This window comes from Paraburkholderia phenoliruptrix (assembly GCF_047325075.1).
Classification (GTDB): domain Bacteria; phylum Pseudomonadota; class Gammaproteobacteria; order Burkholderiales; family Burkholderiaceae; genus Paraburkholderia; species Paraburkholderia phenoliruptrix.
This window is the reverse complement of record NZ_CP168530.1, coordinates 2,611,409-2,635,339: the sequence shown is the minus strand read 5'-3', so window position 1 is coordinate 2,635,339 and position 23,931 is coordinate 2,611,409. Positions and strand designations below refer to the sequence as shown.

Genomic DNA, 23,931 nt, shown 5'->3' with positions numbered 1-23,931 from the left:
GTGCGCCTAGTTGAGCGCGTTGATGAACCCGGCGTCGCGCACCAATGCGTCCACGCTAAGCTTGACGGTGTCTTCGATAGCAATGGTGTTGCTGGTGAATTTCGGCGATTTCCGTTTGACGGTTTTCGTGGTCGAGAACACGACTTTTTGCGTGGCGGCGTCGATCACCAGGTAGCGCATTTGCAGCGTCCAGAGCGCGGGCGAGCGGATGTCGTCGACAGTGAATTTTTCGATGCTGCCGCAGAGCACCTTGCGGCCGTCGTCGAGATGAAAGCCCGCCAGCTTCAGGTGATTCACGACGCTTTCGCGCACGGCGTCGCTGATATCGCTTTTCAGCACAATGCCGGTCATAGCCGTATTTTCGATGCGGTTGCGCGAGACGCGCCCGTCGAGCGCAGGCATGTAGGCGAACTCGCGCGCGGGCGCGACGCTGAGCGAACCCGTGGCATTCGCTGCGGCGCGCGGCGCACTGTGACTGTTCAGGCCGAACCAGGACCAGGAGCAGGCCGAGAGCAGCAAAGGCAGCAAGGGCAGCGCGATCATGCCGCAGCGCCTGAACACCGCGCTTTTCAGGGACGCCGGCGCGCGCGCCCCCGGGTGCGCCGGTTGGGTGCGAAGCGGATGATGCGGCGCCGGTTCGGGCGCTCTGCGGGAACAGGCGGCGGTCGGTATCAGAGGAGTGGCCCTTTAGGTGGTGAGACATGCCGTTGAAGAGCAGCATGGTAACAGCGGCTACCCGCGCGCCATCTTCTAAATAAATAGGCGGGCGCCGTCATTAGAAGAAGCCGGCTTTGCCTTGCGTCATATCGACCAGGGTATGGCGCGCGCCGTCGATCATGTTGACGGGCAAGCGGATCGTCATTTTGACGAGCATGCCGTGCGTGGTGTCGGCGAGCGCGTAGCCTTCCGCTTCGATCCAGCGCCGCACTTTCGCTTCGTCGGCATAACCGACTTCGACGACGAGCGAGCCTTGTGCAATGCGTTCGACGCGCGGCGCGTCGAGCAGCGCGGAGGCGATCGCGTCGGTGTAGGCGCGCACGAGGCCGCCCGCGCCGAGCTTGACGCCGCCGTAGTAGCGCACGACCGCGGCCAGCACGCCGTCGAGATCGTGATGCCGCAGCACTTCGAGAATCGGCCGGCCGGCGGTGCCGGAGGGCTCGCCGTCATCGGACATGCCGGATTGTCCGCCTGCCAGCAGCGCCCAGCACACGTGCGTCGCGGCCGGGTGCTCGTCGCGCAGGCGGCGCAGCTCGTCCATCGCGGCGTCGCGATCTTCGACGGGCATCGCATACGCAATAAACCGGCTCTTGCGAATCTCGAGTTCGTGGATGTGCCGCGTCGACAACGTGTAAGTCACCTGGAATTCCGCTCAATAACCTGGATAAAAGACTTCAGGGCGCGCCTCGCGCGCGGACCCGAATCATCGCTACTATGCCATGCGGCCTGCCCGATAAGCGGAGTACACTTTGCAGGCTAAAGCGCGACGACCGACAATAATCCGGAGACAGTATGGACCGCCTGCTTGAGTTATCCACCTTAGGTACTTTCGTTGCCGTCGTACTCGGACTCTTTCTGATTCCGGGACCCGCGGTGCTGCTGGTTCTCACGCGCACCGTGCATGGCGGACGCAAAGCCGGCATTTTCACCGGCCTCGGTATTGCCGTGGGCGACTTCGTTCATACGCTCGGCGCGGCAGTCGGCCTGTCCGCATTGCTGATGACGTCGGCGCTCGCGTTCAACACGGTCAAGTGGATCGGCGCGCTTTATCTGGTCTATCTCGGCATTCGGGCCTTGCGCGAAAAGCCGTCCAGGGGCGAGATGCCCGCGAGCGCGCCGGTGTCCGCGTCGAAAGCCTTCTTTCAGGCGATTCCCGCCGAAGTGCTGAATCCGAAAACGGCGCTTTTCTTTCTGGCGTTTCTGCCGCAGTTCGTGCATCCCGAGCACGGTTCGACGTTTCTGCAGTTCACGGCGCTCGGTTTGATTTTCGTCGGCATGAGCGCGCTTTACACCACGCTGATCGTGTTGACCATTCGTCCGCTCTGCAGACTCGTGAAGCGCCTGACGTGGCTGCGCCGCTGGCAGAACAAGATTATCGGCGTGCTGTTTATTTCGCTCGGGCTGCGCGTGGCGGCGCAAACGCGCTGAACGCGCGCGCCGCTCAAGCTACTCAAGCTAGATATTGCGGCGCTGTCTTCGCAAGCGCCCTTCGCGTGCGTATTCGACCTGTTCCTGAGTGCGCACGGCGAGCCTTTCCTGCTCCGCCCGGCTGATTTGCCGCGTATCGTCGATTTCGCCGACGCGCAGCACTTCTTGCGCGATCCGGATACGCAGCGTCATGAGCGGCTCGCCGCGCTCGACCAGCGTGCGGTCCGCGGCGCGCGCCTGTTGCACCCCGTAATCGATCAGGCTGCGCAGCTCCAGCAGCGTGAGCCGCTGCCGCTGGATTTCGAGGATGAGCCGGTGAACCGCGCGCTCGTCACGCGCGCGCCAGAAGGCGCGCAGTTCGGCGAGCGTGGGAGGCTCGAAGGGAGGAAGCCGCATTGCTCAGACGAAAAGTACTGTATATGCGTACAGTATATCGCGAGTTTTTACGGGAAGGCGTAGCGTGCGCGCAAAGGCGAACGCGGCACCCGGCTGCCGCCATTCAGTTCAGCGCGAGCATGACCGCGGCCGCCATCACGATGGCTGCAAGACACACGGCGACAAACAGATCGTACGGATAACGCATCGTGCTTCTACCATGGGTTTTTGAGTTGAGTGACGCAAAGATTCTCATGATAGGCAAGCTTTTTCCGTTTGACTGTCAGACATTGCAAGAGAGAAGAGATGAGCCCCACGACCGTTTCCACCACCCCGCCGGCGCGCGACATCGAGTTCTGGTTCGACTTCGGCAGCAACTACAGCTACCTGAGCGTGATGCGTATCGAGGCGGAGGCCGCGGCGCGCGGCGTGCGCATTCTTTGGCGGCCGTTTCTGCTTGGGCCGATTTTTCGCGCGCTCGGTTTTGACAATTCGCCGTTCGTGCTGCAGAAGGAGAAGGGCGCGTACGTCTGGAAAGACATGGAACGGCAGTGCCGCAAGTACGGCATTGCGTTGACACGTCCGAGCGTTTTTCCGCGTGCCGCATTACTTGCGATGCGCGTGGCGTTGCTCGGCACCGAGCGGGAATGGATCGCTGCATTCTGCCGCGAGATCATGCAGCAGAACTTCGTGCATGACCGCGATATCGGCTCGGTGGAAGTGGTGAGCGAAGCGCTTGTGACTCTCGGCTTGCCTGCGCAGCAGATCGTGGAAGAGGCGCAAAGCGACGCGAACAAGCTGCGTTTGCGAGAACAGACCGAAGCCGCAGCGGCCAAAGGCATTTTCGGCGCGCCGACGTTCTTTGCCGGCGACGAAATGTTCTGGGGTAACGACCGCCTCGAAGACGCGCTCGACTTCTGCTATTCGTCGCCGTGCTGACAGAAGCGCCTGCCCGGCACATGCGACACAACGGCCTGCGCGATCTCCAGCGGGGTGCTCTCGGCGGGCACGACACGGCGGCTTGCTTCCGGCGTGTGCTTCATGGTCCATTCGACGAGCCGGTATGAACGTCCCCAAGGCGGTTGCAACGGATCCGAGACCTTGCATGAGTGAATCTGCCGGACCCATTCGTTGTCAGGCATGGCGCGCAGATGCTCGAATACCGCGTTCTCAACCATGGTTTGACCTCCTTCTTTTCGCAGGCATGCAGCCTGTCTTCTGGCGCGTCGGCGAACATCGCTGAAAAAAACGCCGCCGATGATCTGGCGGCTCAACAGGGGATGTTGAGCCGCATGGTTGCAGCAAAGAATTAAGCGAGACTTAAGAGCGCGTAAATGGCTGTTCGGCGCCCTCGTGCACCCTTGCCCTCAAGGCGCCGGAAAAAGGGCCGTTATAAAAGTAATCGACCCCGGTAGTCGACTCGGCTGGGGTCTTCGGCCCGGCACCGCTGATAACTGCTGATAACGTGACCTATCCTGCCCAAACGCCGCTTTCCGAGCGTCTTCGCTCGCTCGTCGATACCGTGCAGCACAACGAGCGCACGTTGCGCCGCTTTCAGGACGTGGAGCTGCGTTTGATCGGCGCCCAGGACTTCGCGTCGTTTCTCGATACCTTGTTCGGCCACTTGCCGCGCGAATTCTCGCTGTCGGCGGTCACGCTCTGGCTCGACGAACGCGCGCCGATGTTGCTCGAACTGCTCGAGCCCGCCGCGCTGCGCGCAGCAGATCACTCGAATCTGAAGACCTCGCGCGAAGCTCGCGTGGTGGCGCAGCGTCTTTGCGAAGACGGCGAGCCGTGGCTCGGCCAGCCGGCCAGGCTGGACTCCGCGTCGCGCCGCGCATTTTTCGGCGAGGCGCCCGCGCCCGCGAGCGCGATTCTCCTGCCGCTTGCCGCCGGCAATAGCGTGAGCGGCTATCTGTGCCTTGGCAGCGACGACGCGAGCCGCTTCGTGCCCGGCATGGCGACCGACATTCTCGAGCGCTTCGCGAGCATCGTGACGGCGAGTCTCGACAACGTCGCGCATCGCGAACGGCTCAAGCAACTGGGCATGACGGATCCGCTGACGGGTCTGTCCAATCGACGCTATTTCGACGAGCGTCTGCGCGAGGAACTGATGCGCGCCGCGCGCTATAGCGTGCCGCTTGCGTGTCTTTTCATCGATGTCGACAGTTTCAAGCGGATCAACGACACCTACGGCCATCAGACCGGCGACCGCGCGCTCGCGGCGGTGGCGGCTTGCGTGCGGCAGCAGGTGCGTCTTGGCGACACGGTCGCCCGCTATGGCGGCGAGGAGTTCGCCGCGCTGCTGCAAGGCGATCGCGCCGACGCGCAAACGGTCGCCGAGCGCGTGCGCGCGGCGGTCGAAAAGCTGGAGCTGCTCGACGACGATGGCGAACGCATCGCGTTGACCGTGTCGATCGGCGTGGCCGCGCGCACGGTGAGCGGCTCGCCGGCCGACGCCCTGGCGCTGGGCCGCGCGATGATGGACGAGGCCGACCGCGCGATGTATCAGGCAAAGCACAACGGGCGCAACCGGGTGGAAGCCCTGCGCAAAGCGCCGACGGACTGCGCGCTGCGCTAGCGGCGGGCTCGCGACGGCCTGCAAGGGCGCGCACCTCACGCATCCGGCGGCACGCCCAGCAACTGCAGCGAGCCGCCCGTCACCGCGCTGAATACCGGTCCGGCCACGGTGCCGCCGTAAAACGCCTTACCGGCCGGGTCGTCGATCATCACGGCGACGATCAGGCGCGGATCGCTCATCGGCGCCATGCCGACAAAGAGCGCGCGGTAGCGGTTCTTCGCGTAGGTCGCGCCGACCTGCTTGCGCGCGGTGCCGGTCTTGCCGCCGACACGATAACCCTCCACCGTCGCGGCGCGTCCGGTGCCGCCGTCGCCCGTGGCCATTTCCAGCATCGAGCGGATCGCGCGCGCGGTGGCCGGCGTCGTGACGGCGCGCGGTCCCTGCGCCGCCGACGCCGCGTCGGCGCTCTCGCGCACGAGGCGCACCGGGTGCAGGGTGCCGTCGCCGGCATAGGCGGTGTAGATCTGCGCCATCTGCAGCAGCGACGCCGACAGCCCGTAGCCGTACGCCATGGTCGCCTGCTCGATGGGACGCCAGCGCTTGTACGGCCGCACCTTGCCGGACGCCACGCCTGGAAAGGTCAGCTCCGGCCGTACGCCGAGCCCGTATTCCTGGTACTTGGCCCAGATTTTTTCAGCCGGCAGATTCAGCGCCAGTTTCGCGAGCGCAATATTGCTCGACTTCTGCACGGCCTCGGCGACGGTCATCGCGCCATGATTGGACGTGTCGTGGATCACCGCCGGGCCGATCTTGTACCAGCCCGGCGCGGTGTCGATGACGCTTTGCGGCCGCACCTTGCCTTCGTCGATGGAAAGGGCGACGACCAGCGGCTTGATCGTCGAGCCCGGCTCGAAGATGTCGACCACCGCGCGGTTGCGCAACTGCCGGCCGGTCAGGCGCGCGCGGTCGTTCGGATCGAAGCTCGGGTAGTTGGCGAGCGCGAGGATCTCGCCGTTGCGCGCGTCGAGCACCACCACGCTGCCGGCCTCCGCGCGATGTTTCGCGATGGCTTCCTTCAGTTGTGCATAGGCGAGCTGCTGGATGCGCCGGTCGATTGTCAAATGAATCGTCTCGCCGTTCTGCGCGGGCACGAGCGGCCGTATTTCGGACACCACGCGGCCCAGCCGGTCGCGGATCACTTCGCGATGGCCCGGCACGCCCAGCAACTGGTCGTTGGCGGCAAGCTCGACGCCTTCCTGGCCGTTGTCCTCGATGTCCGTAAAGCCGACCACGTGAGCCGCCGACTCGCCTTCCGGATAAAAGCGCTTCGAATCGGCAATTTGCGTGATGCCCGCGAGCCCGAGCTTGGACAGATGCCCGGCCGTGTCCGCGTCCACCTGGCGTTTGAGCAGCACGAAGGTCTTGTCGCCGTTCAGACGGCGGCGCAATTCCGCGAGCGGCAGATCGAGCAGTTTCGAAAGCGGCGGCAGCGCGGCTTCGTCGAGCAGTTTGGGCGATGCCCAGATCTCGTAGGTCGCAAGGCTGACGGCGAGCATCGAGCCATTGCGGTCGACAATGCGCCCGCGCGTTGCATCGAGCTCGATGGTGCGTTGATAGCGCTTTTGCCCCTGGTCGACGTAAAAGTCGCGGTTCACCACCTGAACCCAGAACGCGCGCCCGGCGAGCGCGGCGAAGGCGGCGAACACCAGCACGACGATGAGTTTCGAGCGCCACATCGGCAGGCGCGCGACGAGCAACTGGTTTTTCGCGACCGGCGCGTAGGGCTCGCGCGGCGGGGATTTCTTCTTCTGGATCATGGACGGATAAACAGCGGACAAGCAACGGATAAGCAGCGAATTAACTGGCGGCACGGCTTATTGTAATGAGAACGTAATCTGTATGCGAGATTACCGCAAGCAACGCTGTGAGCAACAAAGCAGGAAAGCAGGCCGGCAACCGCCCGCGCCAGGCGTAAAAAAGCCGCGCGGACTTTTAAATCCGCGCGGCTGGTTTCGTTCGATTGATGCGTCGACGTCGACGCGGCGTGTTAAAGAGGCGCCCGCCGCCTGTCGGGCGCCTTCTTTTTCATGAATGCGCCTTCACGCGTGCGCCTTCATGCGGGCAAAGCGAAGCTCGAAATCGCCTCGCGCAGCACGCCCACCTGGTCCTTCAGCGAGTGCGCGGCCGCGGCGGCCTGCTCGACGAGCGCCGCGTTCTGCTGCGTGACCTGATCCATTTCGCCGACCGCGCGATTCACCTGCTCGATGCCCGCGCTCTGCTCGCGCGACGCGTTGCTGATTTCCTCCAGAATCTCGTTCACGCGGCGCACGGACTGCACGATTTCGCCCATCGTCGAACCGGCGTTAGAGACGAGCGACGCCCCGGCTTCCACCGTGCTGGTGGACGTTTCGATCAGCGCCTTGATCTCCTTGGCAGCCGTGGCCGAGCGTTGCGCGAGACTGCGCACTTCGGCCGCGACCACCGCGAAGCCGCGGCCCTGCTCGCCCGCGCGGGCCGCCTCGACGGCCGCGTTCAACGCGAGAATGTTGGTCTGGAAGGCAATGCCGTCGATCACGCCGATGATGTCGCCGATCTGCCGCGAACTCGTCGTGATCTCGCCCATTGTGCGGACCACGTCGTCCACCACGCGGCTGCCGCGCGTGGCGACGTCGGCGGCCTGACCGGCGAGCTGCGCCGCCTGCTGCGCGCTGTCCGCGTTCTGCTTCACGTTGACCGTCATCTGGTCCATGCTCGACGCGGTCTCCACCAGCGCGGCCGCCTGTTCTTCCGTGCGCTGCGACAGATCGGTGTTGCCGGCGGCGATTTCGCTGGCGCCGACGTTGATGTTTTCGGTACCGGCGCGCACCCGCGAAACGGTGTCGACGAGACCCGCCTGCATGGTCTGCAGCGCATGCAGCAGGCTGCCGGCATCGTCGCCCTTGACCGGCACGCGCACCGCGAGATTGCCGCGCGCCATCAACTGCGCATGTTCGACGGCCACTTCGAGGTCGCCGCCGAGCGAGCGGCGGATGCTGCGCAGCACGAGCAGCATGATGCCCGTGGCGATGCCGCCGAGCGCGACCGTGATGGCGAGCCAGCGCAGGAGGCTCGCGTAGAACGCGTGCTGCACGTCGTCCATGTACATGCCGGTGACGAGATACCAGTCCCACGGCTGGAAGTGCAGCGAGTAGCTGGTCTTGGCCACCGGTTTGTCGCTGCCCGGCTTCGCCCACAGATAGTCGACAAAGCCGCCGCCTTCGCGATTGCCCGCGTTGACGATATCTACGAACAGATGGTTGCCGGCCGGATCCGCGAATTGTGCGAGATTCTTGCCGACCATCTCTTTCTTGAACGGATGCATCAGCATGACGGGCTGCGAGTCGTTGACGGAGATGTAGCCGTCCTTGCCGTAGCGCATCGACTCGATTGTCGCCAGCGCCTGCTTTTTCGCTTCGTCTTCGGTGATGGTGTGCTGTTGCGCCAGCGCGTAGTAGCGGCCGACCACGTGATTCGCCTGGTCGATCAGCGACGTGAGCTGATCGCGCCGGTCGGCGATCATCGACGCACGGGTTTGCCATGCGCCGAAACCGCCGATCAGAATCAGGCCGAACCAGAGGACAGCGATCATTGAGGCCAGTTTTTTGTTCAGAGTCATAGCAAGGTCGTGCTCGGCAAAGGGTCGATCGGATTCGCTGGGTGTGTCCCGCTGAGTGGGTTTACGGCAGCTTTCAGTTTCTTCCTGAGGCAGGGGAAACCCCTGCCGGCAAGCGCGTTTCGTCTGATTAAAGGGCGGCTCGCCGGGGGCGGGAGAGAAAGGAGGTTATCGAGACGGTTTGGCTGCGAGTATTAATGCATTAATGCGTGCCAATATAGTCAATTGCGTTAATGGTTATTATCTGCTTGATCTCGCTGCGGGCACGGAAAATAAGGCACGTTAATAATCCGAGTCATATGGTCCAGAATTAATTTTTAACGCCTGCATTCGGCCGGCTCGGGTAGCCTTCCCGCAGGCAAGGCTTTGTGTCACGAATCCACAAATTGCCACTGAACTCCAGAACGTCTGACTCGCCAATTTCGGCAAAAAACGACACATTTTTCCATTTAAGGGCAAGCCCGGAAAAGCGTAGCCGTTCAAATGACGAATAAATGAAAATTCCGCTATAGTCGCCATTTTCCAGTCGCCAGCCGGGCAATTAGAGCGCCGATAAGCCACTCAATAAGCCACCCGATCAGCCCGCCAGTAGGCCGTCACCAGGAGTACAGAAAATGAACGCCCGCGAACCCGCCTTTGTCTCCGCTTCACGCAGCGCACGCCTGCGCCAGATGCTCGTCAGCAACGAACTCGAATTCATGATGGAGGCGCATAACGGCTTATCCGCGCGCATCGTCCGCGAAGCCGGTTTCAAGGCGATCTGGGGCTCGGGCCTTGCGATCTCCGCGCAGTTCGGCGTGCGCGACAACAACGAAGCCAGCTGGACGCAGGTGGTCGACAACCTCGAATTCATGGCCGACGCGAGCGACCTGCCGATTCTGCTCGATGGCGACACCGGTTACGGCAACTTCAACAATGTGCGCCGCCTCGTGCGCAAGCTGGAACAGCGCGGCATTGCCGGCGTGTGCATCGAAGACAAGCAGTTTCCAAAGACCAATAGCTTTATCAACGGCGAAGCGCAGCCGCTTGCCGATATCGACGAATTCTGCGGCAAGATCAAGGCCGGCAAAGACTCGCAGTCGGATGAGCACTTTTCGATCGTCGCGCGCGTGGAAGCGCTGATCGCCGGCTGGGGCATGGACGAGGCGCTGCGCCGCGCGGAAGCCTATCGCCGCGCCGGCGCGGACGCGATCCTGATTCACAGCAAGCTCTCGCGCCCCGACGAGATTCTCGAGTTCGCGCGCGAGTGGGCGGGCCGCGCGCCGCTCGTCATCGTGCCGACCAAGTACTACAGCACGCCGACGGAAGTGTTCCGCGAAGCCGGCATCAGCACGGTGATCTGGGCGAACCATCTGATTCGCGCGGCGACTTCGGCCATGCAGGCCGTCGCGCGCGAAATCCACACGAGCGAAACGCTCGTCAACGTGGAAGACCGGATCGCCGCCGTCAACGAAATTTTCCGTTTGCAGGACGCGGACGAATACTCGGAAGCAGAAGAGCGCTATCTGTCGAGCGGCCGCGCGGCAGGCTCCGCGGTCGTGCTGGCGGCGAGCCGCGGCAAGGGGCTCGAAGCCGTCACGCAGGACCGCCCCAAAGTCATGCTGCCGATTGCCGGCAAGCCGCTGTTGCGCTGGCTCGTCGACGCGTTCAAGAAGCAGGGCGTCAACGACATCACGGTGGTCGGCGGTTATCGCGCCGACGCCATCGATAAAGCGGGCATCAAGCTCGTCGTCAATGAAAAGCATGCCGAGACGGGCGAACTCGCGTCGCTCGCGTGCGCGCTGGACAAGCTCTCGGGCGATGCAGTGATTTCCTACGGCGACCTGCTGTTCCGCAGCTATATCCTGCGCGATCTGGTGGAAAGCGAGGCGGCGTTCAGCGTAGTGGTCGATTCCTCGCTGACCGACGCGGAAAATGCGAGCGTGCGCGACTTCGCGTGGTGCTCGGCCGCCGACGACCGGGGTCTCTTCGGCAACAAGGTTCTGCTGCGCCATGTGTCGAGCGGACAGGAGGCGTCGTCGGCGATCGCCTCGCAAACGCCGCATGGCCGCTGGGTCGGCCTCCTGAATGTGCGCGGCGAAGGCCGCGAGCGTCTGCAGGCGGTCATGCGCCAGTTGCAGGCGCGCGCCGATTTCGCGTCGCTCGATATGCCCGCGTTGCTCAACGCGCTGATCGAAGCAGGCGAATCCATCGAAGTGCAGTATGTGCACGGCCACTGGCGCGGCGTCAACGACCTCGAAGACTTCCGCCGCGCGGGCGACTTCGCGCACGGCCAGACGCCGCTCGCGGCGTCTGTCGGCGGTGCGGGCTCCGACATGGCGAACGGAGCGGCGCAATGATCGAGGCTGCACAGTTCGTCGAGGCGGCGCGCGAACGCGGCTTCGACTGGTATGCAGGCGTGCCGTGCTCGTATCTCACGCCTTTCATCAACTATGTGCTGCAGGACGAGTCGCTGCACTACGTGTCGGCGGCGAACGAAGGCGATGCGGTCGCGTTGATCGCGGGCGTCGCTCTCGGTGCCCAAGGTGGACGCCGCGGCATCACGATGATGCAGAACTCCGGGCTCGGCAACGCGGTGAGCCCGCTGACCTCGCTCACGTGGACCTTCCGTCTGCCGCAACTGCTGATCGTCACATGGCGCGGCCAGCCGGGCGTCGCCGACGAACCGCAGCATGCGCTGATGGGCCCCGTGACGCCGGCCATGCTCGACACCATGGAAATTCCCTGGGAGACCTTCCCGACAGAAGTCGATGCAATCGGCCCGGCGCTCGACCGCGCCATCGCTCATATGGACGAGACGGGCCGCCCGTACGCGCTCGTCATGCAAAAGGGCAGCGTCGCGCCGTACGAACTGAAGGCGGGCGACGCCGGCGTGCGCCGCGTGCCCGTCGCGGCGCGCGCGGAATTCGTCGGCGCGGCGGAGAGCGAACGCGCGTCGCGTCACGACGCGTTGCAGAAGGTGATCGCGCACACGCCGCCCGACTCGACGGTGGTGCTGGCATCGACCGGTTTTTGTGGGCGCGAGCTGTATGCAATCGACGATCGTCCGAACCAGCTGTACATGGTCGGCTCGATGGGCTGCTTGACGCCGTTCGCGCTCGGTCTCGCGCTGGCGCGTCCGGACCTGCACGTGGTCGCGCTCGACGGCGACGGGGCGGCGCTCATGCGCATGGGCGCGTTTGCGACGCTCGGTGCCTACGGTCCGGGCAATCTCACCCACGTGCTGCTGGATAACGGCGCGCACGACTCGACGGGCGGCCAGGCGACGGTCTCGTCGCAAGTGTCGTTCGCGGGCGTCGCGGCGGCGTGCGGCTATGCGTCGGCGGTGGAGAGCGACGATCCGGCCGTGCTGGACCGGCTGTTCGAATCCGCGCCGCTCGACGGCCCGCGCTTCGTGCGCCTTGTCATTCGCCGCGGCACGCCGGACGGCTTGCCGCGTCCCACCATCACTCCGCCCGATGTGAAAGCGCGTTTGATGCGCCACATCGGCGCCGGCTGAAGTCAAAGGAACAAGCGCTCATGCTGCTGCTCAATCCCGGCCCGGTGACGCTCACCGAACGTGTCCGCCACAGCCTGTTGCAGACGGACCTGTGCCACCGCGAAAGCGAGTTTTTCGATTTGCAGGAAGAGGCGCGCACGCGTCTCGTCGAGCTTTACGGTCTCGACGCGACCGAATGGCAGGCCGTGCTGATGACGGGCTCCGGCACAGCCGCCGTCGAAAGCATGACGGCCGCGCTGGTGCCGCAACACGGCAAACTGCTGGTGGTGGAAAACGGCGTGTACGGCGAGCGCATTGCGCAGATCGCCGCGCAGTACGGCATCGCGCATGAGGCGTTGAAGCACGACTGGATGGAGGCGCCGGATCTCGCGAAAATCGCCGCACGTCTCGACGCGGACAAGGCGTTCACGCATGTCGCGGTGATCCATCACGAAACCACGACCGGGCGACTGAACGACCTGGCGGCGCTCGGTGCGTTGTGCCGCGCGCGCGGTCTGCGTTTGCTGGTGGACGGTGTCAGCAGTTTCGGCGCGGAAGCGATCGACTTCGCCGACACCAGTCTTGACGCAGTGGCCGCGACCGCCAACAAGTGCCTGCACGGCGTGCCGGGCGCGTCGTTCGTGTTGGTGCGCCGCGCGGCCCTCGCGCAGGCCGCGAGCCGTACTTACTACCTCGACCTCGGACGGCTCGCGCGTCTGCAGGATCAGCGCAACACGCCGTTCACGCCGTCGGTTCATGCGTACTACGCGCTCGTCGAGGCATTGCGCGAAATCGCCGACGAAGGCGGCTGGCGCGCGCGTCATGCGCGTTATGCAGCGCTCGCCGAACAGGTGCGCGCGGGGCTGGCCGAACGCCGCATCGGCAGTGTGCTGGCGCCGCAGGAATCGTCGGTGGTGTTGCGCGCGTACCGCTTGCCGGAGGGCGTCGCGTATGTGCAATTGCACGATGCGCTGAAGGCGCGCGGCTTCGTCATCTATGCGGGGCAGGGCGGGCTGTCGGCGGAACTATTCCGCATTTCGACGATGGGGAACATTCATGCTGCCGATATCGACCGGCTGTTGCAGGGGTTTGACGAGCTGGTGAGGTGAGGGGGTAAGGGCTGCTGCGGGGCTTGTGGCTTGCAGCGGTTGTGGTAGTTGCAGCGGTTGTGGTAGTTGCAGGGGTTGTGGTGCTTCGGGCTTTGCAGCAACTCAAGCAGGTTCAGCGCCTCGAGAGCGCTTGAAGCGGCTCAGCGGCGGCTTAGGTGCGGCTCAGCGGCGGCTAAGTGGCTCAGGCAGCCGGGCGGCTTCGGAGGCTAATGCGGCTCGGCGGCTCGGCGGCTCGGCGGCCCATCCGGTCCCATGGCGCAGCGCGCCGGTCTGCAAGTGACACGCAGCGGCTCAGCGACTTACGGCGGCCCCCGGCCACGCGGCGGGCGTCCGCCGAGGCACCACTTCACGCCCCTTCAAACCGGATCCTTGTCGGGCGGTCCTTCCGGGCGCTGCGGCTCCTCGTTGTGATGGCCGGGCGACGGCGGCGTCAGCGGATCGCCTTCCGGATCGCGGGTCGGGTCGGCGTTGGGATCGGGAATCGGGCTCGTATGCATGTCGTAGCTCATTGCATCACCTGCGGTTGAAAACTGTGCGATGGCGCGACGGCGGGTGCCGTTCTCCTCAAGCGTAGGCGCTTTTTGGCTCGGTGTCCCGGGCGGCTGTTCTTGCCTCGGCTTGCCTTTGCTTGCCTCTGCTTGCTTCTTCTGCCCGCCGCGTGGGTCGCGCTCCTTCTCCTACTTTTTCACGCGACGGCCTACGCTGAGCTGCCAATAGCGCTCGGTCGCGAAGACGTCGTCGTAATTGCCTGGGCCGAAGGCGCGCAACTGGCTCTGGTACGCATGCACGGCTTCGCGCTTGATCTGGGCGCGGCGCTGCATGTCGATGGTATGCCCGGCGCTCGGGTTGGCCGGCGTCGCGACGATGCCGCGTTGCGCGAGATCGGCGAGCCGAGCCTGCACCACGCCCGGCGTGCACCGGTGAATGGCTTCCTCGTAGCCGAACCACGCGAGGTGCGACAGGCGCGGCAGGATTTCGCAGCAGGCTTCGAATACGCGCACATGATCGTCGTGATGCAGGCCTAGCGGCATCAGCAACGTGTTCGCCGTGGTTCGATAAATGGTTTCCTCCAGTTCGGCCGCCATTTTGCTGATTGACGGCGAATCGGAATATTGGCTTTCGCGAAACGGCATGCGCAGCGGAATGGCGTCGAGCAGGTCGAGCGCGCGGTTGTCTTCGAACGTGCGCTCGTGGATCGCTTCATACGCGCTGCCGAACCCCGACTTCTCGTCCCATTCCGTATGCATCGTATGCTCGGGCGGCGCGGCGAACACGGTGCAGACCGCCGCGTCCGGATGGGCCGCGAGCAATGCGCCGCAACTGAAGACGGCATCGTCGAAATGCGGTGACACGATGAAGAGGCGCGGGCTGGTTTCGCTCATGGGCAATCGGTGGGTTCGAAACGTATGCGCCGTAATTGACGGCGTAACGTTGCGTGACAATCGCGGCGTCACATCAGCTTAGGCGGAATTGGAGCGAGTTGCGCGGCTGATTCGCAGTCGAGTGCTGTTGGGTGGCGGTGGCGAACAGTGCGAGTCTTTGCGCAAGCCATGTGCCTGTACCCGCGTGCGAGGCTTTTTGCATGCCTGATGGGTCAAGCGGGTCAAGCGAGGCCCCCGCGTCATGCGCGTCATGTGGGCTCGCCGCCGTCGCTGGCCAGCTTCGCTGCGTGCCTGAACGCTGCCACGATCCTTGTAACGATATCTTCGCGCAAATGGGCGTTGCCGGTTCGCAGCGCGAAGGCGGGATGCCAGGTGGGCACGATGATGCGCCCGCCATGATGGATGGCGCGTCCTGCATATTCCGGCAGATTGACGTGCGCGCCCGTCAGCGCTTTCAACGCGGTCGCCCCTAACGCGACGACCACGCGCGGCGCAAGCTCTGCGAGTTCCTTTTCGAGCCAATACTGACAAGCCTCGACCTCGCGTTGCGCGGGCGTGCGATGAATGCGCTCGTGCCCGACGATCTCCCACTTGTAATGCTTGACGGCATACGTCAGATACAGCGACGCGCGATCGAGCCCAGCACGCGCGAGCACGCTGTCGAGCAACCGGCCGGCCGGACCGGTGAAGGGCACGCCGAGCTCGTTTTCGTGTTCGCCCGGTTGTTCGCCGACGATCATGATGCTTGCGCTTGCGCCAACGTCCGCATCAAAGCCAACGTCCGCATCAAAGCCAACGCCCGCGCCGCAACTCGCGCCCATCCCCGCGCCGACGCCCGGCACAGCGCGCTTCGCGTTGCGCCACAACGCGCAACGCCTGCAGGTGTCGAGCGCACCGGCGGGCTCGCGCAGCGGTGGCGTTACCGCCGAATAGTCGAGCGGCGGCGCGGCCGGCACAGTCACGGCGGCGCCCTGCCCCAGCGGAAACAGGCGCTCGCGTGCGAGATGTCCGGGCAACGTCGGCCCTTCGGGCGGGGTTCGCCAATACCGCACCGGCACCGGCGGCCCCCCACCGCTGACGACCTCGGCATAGTAGGCCAGCCACAGCGCCTCAGTGGGTTCGCTGGTCACGGCCTCGCCCGCCATTGCGGTGTTGGTCGGAAGCTGCGCGGCGTCCTCCGGTTCGACCTGCGATGTGTGCAGCAACATGCCGTTCCACAGCGCGGCGCCTTGCGGCGTGGCCAGCATCCACGTGGAGTAGCCCATGCGTCCGGCGAAGCGGTCAGCGGCGTATTCGAGCAGGTCGTGATGCGGCTCATACCAGCCGACGAACTCCGGCGCGCCAAACGACGGATCGCGCCTTCTGAACAGCGTGAGGTTCAGCATGTCCTCGGTTTCGCGCTCGACGGCCCGCACACGCTGATCGAGCAGGGCGCCGTCGCTGTCGTTCGGGTCGAGAACTTCGCGTTCGCCGCGCGTCCAGCGCCACAGGATCCGATAGAGCAGCGCCCAGCGGTCGCGCGCGCGGAAGCACGCGGCCGCTTTCAGCCAGACGAGCAGCTCGCGGGGGACGGCCAGCGTGGCGGCGCGCGTCGCGGCGCTCGGGGGCCCGGCTTGCGACGCCTCACCGGGCGGTTGAGTCCCTGCCGCGGGCTGAGCGCGGCCGACAGGACCAGCGGGTTCCTCCGCGCCTTGCGGGCATTCCACCCATTCGATCTGCTCCGGCTGCGCGCCATGCCGCAACAGCGAGCGGGCCGCGTCGCGCCAGGCACGGAAAGACGGAGCAATGACAATGCGGTTCATGGGAAAGCGCCCTAGCCGGGCGAAACCCGGCAAGCGCCAGTTCACGGCTAGCTGAAATACTGTACGAATATACAGTATGCGCCCAGGCACGGGTTCGGATCAAGCCCGGCGTTTGTTGTGCACAGGCCTGAAATCTCCACTCTCGACGGCCCACCGCCAACACCTTTAAAACCCGCGCAAATCCTCCGGCGTATCCACATCCCGCAAGATCCCGGCGTCGTCGACGTCGAGCCGCATGACACGCTCCGATTTCAACAACGCGCGCGCGCCGCTGTCGCCGTCGAGCGAAAGCAGCGCCTCGCGATGCGCCGCGCCGAAGCCGACCGGATGCCCGCGCTGTCCCCCATAAAACGGCGCCACGAGCGACGCGCCGCCGTCGAGCGCGCGGGCCACCGCCTCGATCGTCGACGACTGGATACGCGGCATGTCCGCGAGCGCGATGATCCAGCCCTCGGCGTCCTCGCTTGCCCGAATGCCTGCCGCGAGGCTCGCGCCCATGCCGCGTTCGGCGGCGGGCGCGAACGCCACGTCGCAGCCGGCATTGTTTAGAAGACGCGCAAGCGCCTCGGCGCCCGGCCGCACCACGGCGAGCACCGTCGGCACGGCAAGCAGCAGCCGGTGCGCGGCTTCCTGAGCGACCGGCGTGCCGTCCGGCAGGCGGGCCAGCAGCTTGTTCTGCACGCCGTGCGGATCGAAGCGCGAGCCGACGCCGGCGGCGAGCAAGATGCCAGTGGCAAGCGACGCGTAAGCCATGGAGAGCACCGGTGGAAGAAAGTGCCCCCGATTGTGCGGCGCAACGCACCGCGAGGCAAGCGTCCACCTGCGGGCGCGCGTGCCTCAGACGCGGGTCGGCTGCATCACCTTGTCGAGCGTGATGGGAAGATCACGCACGCGCACACCGCTCGCGTGATACACCGCGTTGGCGAGCGCCGCGCACACGCCGGTAATGCCGATTTCGCCGATGCCGCGCACGCCGAGCGAATTGATATGCGGATCGGGCCGGTCGAGAAACGTTATGTCGATCGAGCCGATGTCCGCGTTCACCGGCACGTGGTACTCGGCGAGATTCGCATTCGTGAAGCGTCCATAGCGCGTATCGAGCCAGGATTCCTCCTGCAACGCCGCGCCTACGCCCCACACAATGCCGCCGAGCATCTGGCTGCGCGCGGTCTTTTCATTCAGCACGCGCCCCACGTCATATACAGCGACCACCCGCGGCACGCGAATCGTGCCGAGGTCGGCATCCACGTGCACTTCGACAAACACCGCGCCGAACGAGTGAAACGAGTACTTCTCTTTCTCGTCGCCGGGCTTCACGGTGGACGTCGCCTCAATTGGCTTGCCGCCCGCGCGCGCAATGACGGCCGCGGCCGGATCGCGCCGCGCCGGTTGCGAGCGGCTCGTCACCCAGCCGTTTTCCACGGTGATGTCGTCGAGCGCAAGGCCGTGCACGGGCGACGCGGCGTCCGCCAGCGCCAGCGCGATCAGCTGCGCGCGCGCGGCGTTCGCCGCTTCGCGCACGGCCGGCGTCACGCTCGCCGCCGACTGCGAACCGCCCGACACCGGCGCCTTTGGCAGCGACGAGTCGCCGAGCGCGACGCGGATGTTTTCGGGCGCGAATCCCAGTGCATCGGCGGCGACCTGGGTCATCACGGTGTAAGTGCCGGTGCCGATATCCTGCGTGCCCGAGGCCACCATCGCAGTGCCGTCCGGCAGAATCCGCGCGATCGCGCCGGCTTCGCTGCGATTGGCCGGATACGTCGCGCTCGCCATGCCCATGCCGATCAGCGTGTTGCCGTCCCGCATCGAACGGGGCGCCGGATGACGCCGCGACCAGCCGAATTTTTCGGCGCCGATCTGATAGCACTCGCGCAATGACTTATCCGACCACGGCTTGTTCTCCTGCGGATCGACCTCGGCGTAGTTCCTCAGGCGCAACGCTAGAGGGTCCATGTCGAGCGCGACGGCGAGTTCGTCCATCGCCGATTCGAGCGCGAACGAGCCGGTCGTCTCGCCCGGCGCGCGCATGAAAGTCGGCGTGCCGACGTTGAGCGGCACGAGCCGGTGCGTGGTGACCTGGTTGGGCACTGCGTACAACATGCGCGTGACCATGCAGCAGGTCTCGGTCCAGTCTTCGATCATCGACGTGTTCGAGAGGCTGTCGTGGCGCATGGCGCTCAGCGTGCCGTCGCGTTGCGCGGCGAGCACGAGACGCTGTTCCGTGTGCGGCCGCGCGCCGACCGGACCGAACATCTGCGGACGCTCGAGCACGAGCCGCACCGGACGCCCGGTCTGTTTCGCGGCCATCGCGCACAACGCGACATGCGACCATGACGAGCCCTTGCAACCGAAGCCGCCGCCGACGAACGGCGAAATCACGCGTACGTCTGCTGCGGAAATGCCGAATGTCTTTGCGACCGCCTGCGCTTCGCCGCTCACGCCTTGCGTGGAATCGTAGAGCGTGAGCTGCGGGCCGTCCCAGCGCGCCATCGTCGCGTGCGGCTCCATCGGATTGTGATGCTCGATGGGCGTGGTGTACGTCGCGTCGATATGCACGGCGGCGCGCTTCATGCCGTCCTCGATACGGCCGCGCTGCGTATCCGTTTGACGCCCTTGCGGTTTGTCGGGCGCGTGCGCGTTGGCCTTGGCGCGCGCGAAGTCGAGCGTGGCGGCGCTGGCCCGATAGGTGATGCGCAACTGCCGCGCGGCGTCGGTCGCATGTTCGAGTGTATCGGCGACGACGACGGCGACAGGCTCGTTGTTGTAATGCACTTCGTTGTCCTGCAGAAGCGACAGACGACGCCCCGCGGGCGGCGCCAATTGCGCCTTGCCGCCGTTCGGCAGACGCGGGGCATTCTCGTGCGTCATCACGAGCAGCACACCGGGCAGGGCCTCTGCGCGGCTCGCATCGATCGACGCAATCGTGCCGCGGGCAATGGTGCTGGTGACGAGCACGGCGTGTGCAAGACGCGCCTCCGGAAATTCCGCCGCATAGCGTGCTTCGCCCGTCACTTTCAGCAGACCGTCGGTGCGGTCGAACGGCTGGCCGATCAGATTCATGCGACACCTCCCGCGTGGCCGGCGGCTTCGTTCACCGCGCGCACGATCGCGCGTTGCGCGAGCTGGACCTTAAAGCCGTTGTGCGAGAGCGGTTTCGCGTCGTGCAATGCGGCGGCTGCCGCGCGGTCCAGCGTGGCTTGCGTGAGCGGCTGGCCGTTCAGCATCTGTTCCGCGGCACTTGCTCGCCACGGCTTGTGCGCGACGCCGCCCAACGCAATGCGCACGGCCTGCACGCGCTCGCCGTCCATCTGCAACGCAGCGGCGACCGACACCAATGCGAATGCGTAACTGGCGCGGTCACGCACCTTCAGATAATGCGAATGCGCGCTAAAAAGCGGCGGCGGAAGGTCGACCGCGGTAATCAGTTCGCCGGAACGCAGCGTGGTATCGGCGTCGGGCCTGTCGCCCGGCAGCCGATGAAATTCGGCGAACGGAATGGTTCGCTCGCCGGCCGGCCCCGCGACGCGCACCACGGCGTCGAGCGCTGCGAGCGCGACGCTCATGTCCGAGGGATTGACCGCGACGCACTGCGGGCTCGCACCGAGAATAGCGTGCATGCGGTTGTGGCCTTCGAGCGCCGCACAGCCGCTGCCCGGCACGCGCTTGTTGCACTGTGAAAACGCGGTGTCGTAGAAATAACCGCAGCGGGTCCGTTGCAACAGATTGCCGCCGACGGTCGCCATATTGCGCAACTGCGCTGAGGCGCCCGCAAGGAGGGCCTGCGACAGCAGCGGATACTGTTCGCGTATCAACGCATGATTTGCGGCGTCGCTATTGCGCACCAGGGCGCCGATGCGAAGGCCGCCGCCAGGCAACGTGGTGACGGTGTCCAGTCCGCCGATATGCGTGATGTCGATGAGCCGCACCGGCCGCTCGACACCGCCCTTCATCAGATCGAGCAGATTCGTGCCGCCGCCGATGAACACGGCGCCCGGCTGCTGGACTGCCCGCACTGCGCCGGCGACATCGGCGGCGCGTTCGTATGAGATCGCATCCATGGTCGTGCTTGCCTTACGCGGGATCGTGGCGCTCGACGCCGATTGCCGTCGCGCTCACGTTCTGATCGCCGCCCTCATGCGCGGCGCGTATCGCGGCCACAATGTTCGCGTAGGCGCCGCAGCGGCAAATATTGCCGCTCATGCGCTCGCGAATTTCGTCGTCGGAAAGTTTGATAGGACCTCTACGGACATCCGCAGTCGCGACACTTGCCGCGCCGCTGCGAAACTCCTGCAGCAGCGCGGTCGCAGAGCATAGCTGTCCCGGCGTGCAGTAGCCGCACTGAAACGCATCGTGTTCGATGAACGCACGTTGCAGCGGACTCAATGCGCCGTGGGTGGCGAGGCCTTCGACGGTGGTGATGGTTTCGCCTTCGTGCATGACGGCGAGCGTCAGGCACGAGTTGATGCGGCGTCCGTTCGCGATCACAGTGCACGCGCCGCATTGTCCGCGGTCGCAGCCCTTCTTCGTGCCCATCAGGCCCGCGTACTCGCGCAACGCATCGAGCAGGGTCACGCGCGGTTCGAGTTGCAGCGCATAGGTGCGGCCGTTGACGTTCAATGCGACGGGCCGAGGCGGTGCCGGCTCGGGCGTGCGCGCCGCGGGCGCGGCAGGCGTTTCGGTTTGCGCGCGAAGGTGCGGTGCCGCACCGACCGTAGCCGCCGCTGCGGCCGATTGTAGAAAACGGCGCCGCGAAGGTTGACGCAAGGCGGCTTCGTCGCCCGAATGTTCACATTCGTTATCTCTTGCCATGACGTTCTATTGACTCCGCTGAAAGGTCAATGCAGGCTGACGATGCGTCGGTATCCGAAGCGTCGCACGAGAACAATTGAGCGTAGCAAATCCGGCGCGGTTGCGTGTACAACGGTAACGCAAAAACGGTATTGCGAATAATGGAGACAAGCACAGATGACATCCGCCATTCGAAGCAGGTCGGCGCTTTCCATTGCAATCGTCGTCGCGCTCGCCTTGAGCGCATGCCACGGGGGACATGACGACGGTCCGCCACCACCGCAGGCGAACGCGCTGCCGAACTTCATCGTCGGCAGCACGGTCAAGACGCAGTCTTACGACGGCAATTCTGACGACCTGCTCACTGCGGGACTCGGTAAAACCGGGCTTGCCTCGGCCACTGCGCCGGCCATCGCCAACGCCGCGCAACCTACGGCAGCCGAGCTGCGGCGGCTCGCCATCTGGTCGAACTACCGCGCGCTCGTCGACATGACGAGCAATGGCGGATATGGGCGCTTCTGGGGCCCCAACGTCGATCTGAACGGCAACGACACGCTGGGCGAAGGCAAGATTGCGGGCAAGGAGTACCTCGCTTTCGCCGACGACGGCAGCGGTAAGAAGAACGTCAGCGTGCTCGTGCAGATTCCGGCCAGCTTCAATGCGGATCAACCGTGCATTGTCACGGCAACGTCATCCGGCTCGCGCGGCGTGTACGGCGCGATTTCCGCGGCGGGCGAGTGGGGCCTCAAGCGCGGCTGCGCGGTGGCATACACCGACAAGGGCTCGGGCAACGGCGCGCATGAACTGTCGACGAATCGCGTCACGCTGATCGACGGCACCTTGCAAGACGCGAATGCGGCGGGCAAGGCGAGCATTTTCACGGCGAATCTGGGCAACACCGACATCGCCACTTACAACAGCCAGTTTCCGAACCGCTACGCGTTCAAGCATGCGCATTCGCAGCAGAACCCTGAGCAGGACTGGGGCAAGAACACGTTGCAGGCCATTCAGTTCGCGTATTGGGCGCTCAACGATTCCTACGGCGCGTTGAACGGCTCGACCCGCACCGTGCGTTACCAGCCGGGCAGCATTCTGACGATTGCGGCATCGGTGAGCAATGGCGGCGGCGCGTCGCTTGCGGCGGCGGAACAGGACACGTCCGGGCTCATTACCGCCGTCGTGGTCGGCGAGCCGCAAATCAACGTGCGTGTGCCTTCGCAGGTATCGGTGATGCAGGGTGGCGCGCCCGTCGGCGCATTCGGCAAGCCGCTTGCGGATTACATGACGCTCGCGAACCTGCTCGAGCCGTGCGCGGCGCTCGCGCCTGCCGCTGCCGGCGCGCCGTATCTGACGGCTCTGCCGCTCGCGACCACCACCGCCATTCGCACCGCGCGATGCGCGACGCTCGCGGCCAACGGCGTGATCTCCGGTGGCGACACCGCGACGCAGGCGAGCAATGCGCTCGCGTTGTTGCATCAAAACGGCTATCAGACCGATTCGGACCTGCTGCATGCGCCGATGTGGGATTCGCAAGCCGTGCCGGCAGTCGCGGTGACTTATGCGAACGCCTATGCAAGAGCGAGCGTGGCCGACAACCTGTGCAACTTCAGCTTCGGCACCACGAGTTCGACGGGCGCGGCCGGCGTGACGCCCGCCGTGTCGCCGATGCTCACGGTGTTCGGCAACGGCAACGGCGTACCGCCCACTAACGGCATCAACCTCGTCTATAACGCGGGCACGGCGGGCGCATTCGACCATCGACTCGCCACGGTCGACGCAAGTTATGCCGGGGCTGCCTGCCTGCGGACGCTGTGGACCAACGGCGCGTTGAACAACAGCGTGGAAGCCATCAAGGTCAATGCGAATCTGCACGGCAAGCCGGCCATCATCGTGCAGGGGCGGGCCGATGCATTGGTGCCGATCAACCACGCTTCACGGCCCTACGTGGCGACGAATCAGCTCGTGGAAGGCGCCGCGAGCAAGCTGTCGTTCTATGAAATCACGAACGGCCAGCACTTCGACGCGTTCCTCGGCGTGGCAGGGTTCGATACGCGCTTCGTGCCGCTGCATTACTACAACATTCAGGCACTCAACCTGATGTGGAACCACCTGAAGAACGGCACGCCGCTGCCGCCGTCGCAAGTCGTTCATACCGTGCCGCGCGGCGGTACGCCGGGCGCTGCACCTGCATTGACCACTGCCAACTTGCCGGCGATTGCGACGAGTCCCGGCGGCAATGCGATCACGGTGGCCAACGGCGCGGTGAACGTGCCGAATTGATGCGGGCTGGCTGCCGATAGCGGGTCACGCGCGCGCGTAGTGCGTGACGCGCGTGGCCATGCATCGAACGCAAGGCGGCGGGAATGAACGATGCTACCGCTCATCGGCATCAAGCGTTCAGAGGTCAACCGATGCAGTTCGATTACAGGCATTTCCACATCGATTGCCGGGCACGCCATGCAGACGAAGGCGTCTACTACGCGCGTGCCCGGATCACGCGTATACCGCAAAAAAACGAGCATTTCCAGTCGCATGATTCCGGCGACATCGACGCCTTCTCGAATGAAGCCGATGCGATTTCATGCGCGCGCCTGTGGGCGATCGAGTGGTGCGATGAAGCGGCCTCTCAGATGTCGAACGAGGCGTCGTCGAAATAACTCGCGTTGCAGGAAGGAGGAG

22 protein-coding genes are annotated in these 23,931 nt (G+C 65.1%); 8 read left to right on the top strand and 14 right to left on the bottom strand.

Translation table 11 applies throughout. The features are described from left to right. Positions 1-6: 6 nt before the first annotated feature. Both ACEN8U_RS11690 and ACEN8U_RS11685 read right to left on the bottom strand, forming a co-directional pair. The gene (locus ACEN8U_RS11690) at positions 7-543 is read right to left on the bottom strand and encodes a hypothetical protein (RefSeq protein WP_310109484.1); all 537 of its coding nucleotides are present in this window, start codon (positions 541-543) and stop codon (positions 7-9) included. A 232-nt stretch (positions 544-775) separates the two neighbouring features. Beyond that, entirely contained in the window at positions 776-1,357 is a 582-nt protein-coding gene (locus ACEN8U_RS11685; protein WP_310109482.1) for a YigZ family protein, read from the bottom strand. A 161-nt stretch (positions 1,358-1,518) separates the two neighbouring features. Between ACEN8U_RS11685 and ACEN8U_RS11680 the strand changes: the two genes are divergently transcribed. Continuing rightward, positions 1,519-2,145: a LysE family translocator gene (locus ACEN8U_RS11680; protein WP_310109640.1), complete on the top strand. Its 627-nt coding sequence runs from the start codon at positions 1,519-1,521 to the stop codon at positions 2,143-2,145. 27 nt (positions 2,146-2,172) lie between these two features. On the opposite strand, the gene ACEN8U_RS11675 is transcribed toward ACEN8U_RS11680, so the two are convergent. Both ACEN8U_RS11675 and ACEN8U_RS11670 read right to left on the bottom strand, forming a co-directional pair. Then, a complete protein-coding gene (locus tag ACEN8U_RS11675) occupies positions 2,173-2,541 on the bottom strand; it encodes a hypothetical protein (protein WP_310109480.1) in 369 nt (122 codons plus the stop codon). A gap of 103 nt (positions 2,542-2,644) precedes the next feature. Further along, positions 2,645-2,776, bottom strand: a complete 132-nt coding sequence (locus tag ACEN8U_RS11670; protein WP_310109478.1) for a hypothetical protein — start codon at positions 2,774-2,776, stop codon at positions 2,645-2,647. A gap of 50 nt (positions 2,777-2,826) precedes the next feature. Between ACEN8U_RS11670 and ACEN8U_RS11665 the strand changes: the two genes are divergently transcribed. Then, the gene (locus ACEN8U_RS11665) at positions 2,827-3,459 is read left to right on the top strand and encodes a 2-hydroxychromene-2-carboxylate isomerase (protein WP_310109475.1); all 633 of its coding nucleotides are present in this window, start codon (positions 2,827-2,829) and stop codon (positions 3,457-3,459) included. Here the strand turns inward: ACEN8U_RS11665 and ACEN8U_RS11660 are convergent. Continuing rightward, complete coding sequence (locus ACEN8U_RS11660; protein WP_310109472.1) at positions 3,441-3,698, bottom strand: DUF2866 domain-containing protein; 258 nt, start codon at positions 3,696-3,698, stop codon at positions 3,441-3,443. The two genes, ACEN8U_RS11665 and ACEN8U_RS11660, sit on opposite strands and share 19 nt — an antisense overlap. Positions 3,699-3,985: 287 nt before the next feature. Here ACEN8U_RS11660 and ACEN8U_RS11655 point away from each other — a divergent pair, with 287 nt between their 5' ends. Continuing rightward, a complete protein-coding gene (locus ACEN8U_RS11655) occupies positions 3,986-5,101 on the top strand; it encodes a sensor domain-containing diguanylate cyclase (protein WP_310109470.1) in 1,116 nt (371 codons plus the stop codon). A 35-nt stretch (positions 5,102-5,136) separates the two neighbouring features. Here the strand turns inward: ACEN8U_RS11655 and ACEN8U_RS11650 are convergent, their stop codons facing one another. Beyond that, positions 5,137-6,858, bottom strand: a complete 1,722-nt coding sequence (locus tag ACEN8U_RS11650) for a peptidoglycan D,D-transpeptidase FtsI family protein (RefSeq protein ID WP_368608462.1) — start codon at positions 6,856-6,858, stop codon at positions 5,137-5,139. A gap of 296 nt (positions 6,859-7,154) precedes the next feature. Further along, positions 7,155-8,696, bottom strand: coding sequence for a methyl-accepting chemotaxis protein (locus ACEN8U_RS11645; protein WP_310109464.1), 1,542 nt, complete (start codon positions 8,694-8,696; stop codon positions 7,155-7,157). 611 nt (positions 8,697-9,307) lie between these two features. Here ACEN8U_RS11645 and aepX point away from each other — a divergent pair. Genes aepX through ACEN8U_RS11630 form a run of 3 tightly spaced genes read left to right on the top strand, consistent with a single transcriptional unit; the run spans position 9,308 to position 13,280 of the window. After that, complete coding sequence (gene aepX / locus ACEN8U_RS11640) at positions 9,308-11,032, top strand: phosphoenolpyruvate mutase (RefSeq protein WP_310109461.1); 1,725 nt, start codon at positions 9,308-9,310, stop codon at positions 11,030-11,032. Beyond that, positions 11,029-12,192: a phosphonopyruvate decarboxylase gene (gene aepY / locus ACEN8U_RS11635; protein ID WP_310109458.1), complete on the top strand. Its 1,164-nt coding sequence runs from the start codon at positions 11,029-11,031 to the stop codon at positions 12,190-12,192. The genes aepX and aepY overlap by 4 nt, the downstream gene beginning before the upstream one ends. Before the next feature lie 20 nt (positions 12,193-12,212). Beyond that, positions 12,213-13,280: a 2-aminoethylphosphonate aminotransferase gene (locus ACEN8U_RS11630; protein WP_310109457.1), complete on the top strand. Its 1,068-nt coding sequence runs from the start codon at positions 12,213-12,215 to the stop codon at positions 13,278-13,280. A 356-nt stretch (positions 13,281-13,636) separates the two neighbouring features. Here ACEN8U_RS11630 and ACEN8U_RS11625 read toward each other — a convergent pair whose 3' ends face one another. From ACEN8U_RS11625 to ACEN8U_RS11595, 7 genes are all read right to left on the bottom strand, one after another. Continuing rightward, complete coding sequence (locus ACEN8U_RS11625) at positions 13,637-13,789, bottom strand: hypothetical protein (protein WP_013591672.1); 153 nt, start codon at positions 13,787-13,789, stop codon at positions 13,637-13,639. Positions 13,790-13,957: 168 nt separating this feature from the next. Further along, positions 13,958-14,662, bottom strand: a complete 705-nt coding sequence (locus ACEN8U_RS11620) for a PIG-L family deacetylase (RefSeq protein WP_013591673.1) — start codon at positions 14,660-14,662, stop codon at positions 13,958-13,960. A 248-nt stretch (positions 14,663-14,910) separates the two neighbouring features. Further along, positions 14,911-16,464 (bottom strand): DUF4130 domain-containing protein, encoded by a 1,554-nt coding sequence (locus ACEN8U_RS11615; RefSeq protein WP_310109455.1) that lies wholly within the window; start codon positions 16,462-16,464, stop codon positions 14,911-14,913. Positions 16,465-16,629: 165 nt separating this feature from the next. After that, positions 16,630-17,217, bottom strand: a complete 588-nt coding sequence (locus tag ACEN8U_RS11610) for a nucleotidyltransferase family protein (RefSeq protein ID WP_310109453.1) — start codon at positions 17,215-17,217, stop codon at positions 16,630-16,632. A gap of 84 nt (positions 17,218-17,301) precedes the next feature. Then, positions 17,302-19,524 (bottom strand): xanthine dehydrogenase family protein molybdopterin-binding subunit, encoded by a 2,223-nt coding sequence (locus ACEN8U_RS11605; RefSeq protein WP_310109451.1) that lies wholly within the window; start codon positions 19,522-19,524, stop codon positions 17,302-17,304. After that, positions 19,521-20,522 (bottom strand): xanthine dehydrogenase family protein subunit M, encoded by a 1,002-nt coding sequence (locus ACEN8U_RS11600; RefSeq protein WP_310109448.1) that lies wholly within the window; start codon positions 20,520-20,522, stop codon positions 19,521-19,523. The genes ACEN8U_RS11605 and ACEN8U_RS11600 overlap by 4 nt, the downstream gene beginning before the upstream one ends. Before the next feature lie 13 nt (positions 20,523-20,535). Then, positions 20,536-21,273, bottom strand: coding sequence for a 2Fe-2S iron-sulfur cluster-binding protein (locus ACEN8U_RS11595; RefSeq protein ID WP_310109446.1), 738 nt, complete (start codon positions 21,271-21,273; stop codon positions 20,536-20,538). 156 nt (positions 21,274-21,429) lie between these two features. Here ACEN8U_RS11595 and ACEN8U_RS11590 point away from each other — a divergent pair, with 156 nt between their 5' ends. After that, positions 21,430-23,532, top strand: a complete 2,103-nt coding sequence (locus ACEN8U_RS11590; protein WP_310109443.1) for a D-(-)-3-hydroxybutyrate oligomer hydrolase — start codon at positions 21,430-21,432, stop codon at positions 23,530-23,532. A 131-nt stretch (positions 23,533-23,663) separates the two neighbouring features. After that, a complete protein-coding gene (locus tag ACEN8U_RS11585; RefSeq protein ID WP_310109638.1) occupies positions 23,664-23,909 on the top strand; it encodes a hypothetical protein in 246 nt (81 codons plus the stop codon). The last annotated feature ends 22 nt before the right edge of the window (positions 23,910-23,931 follow it).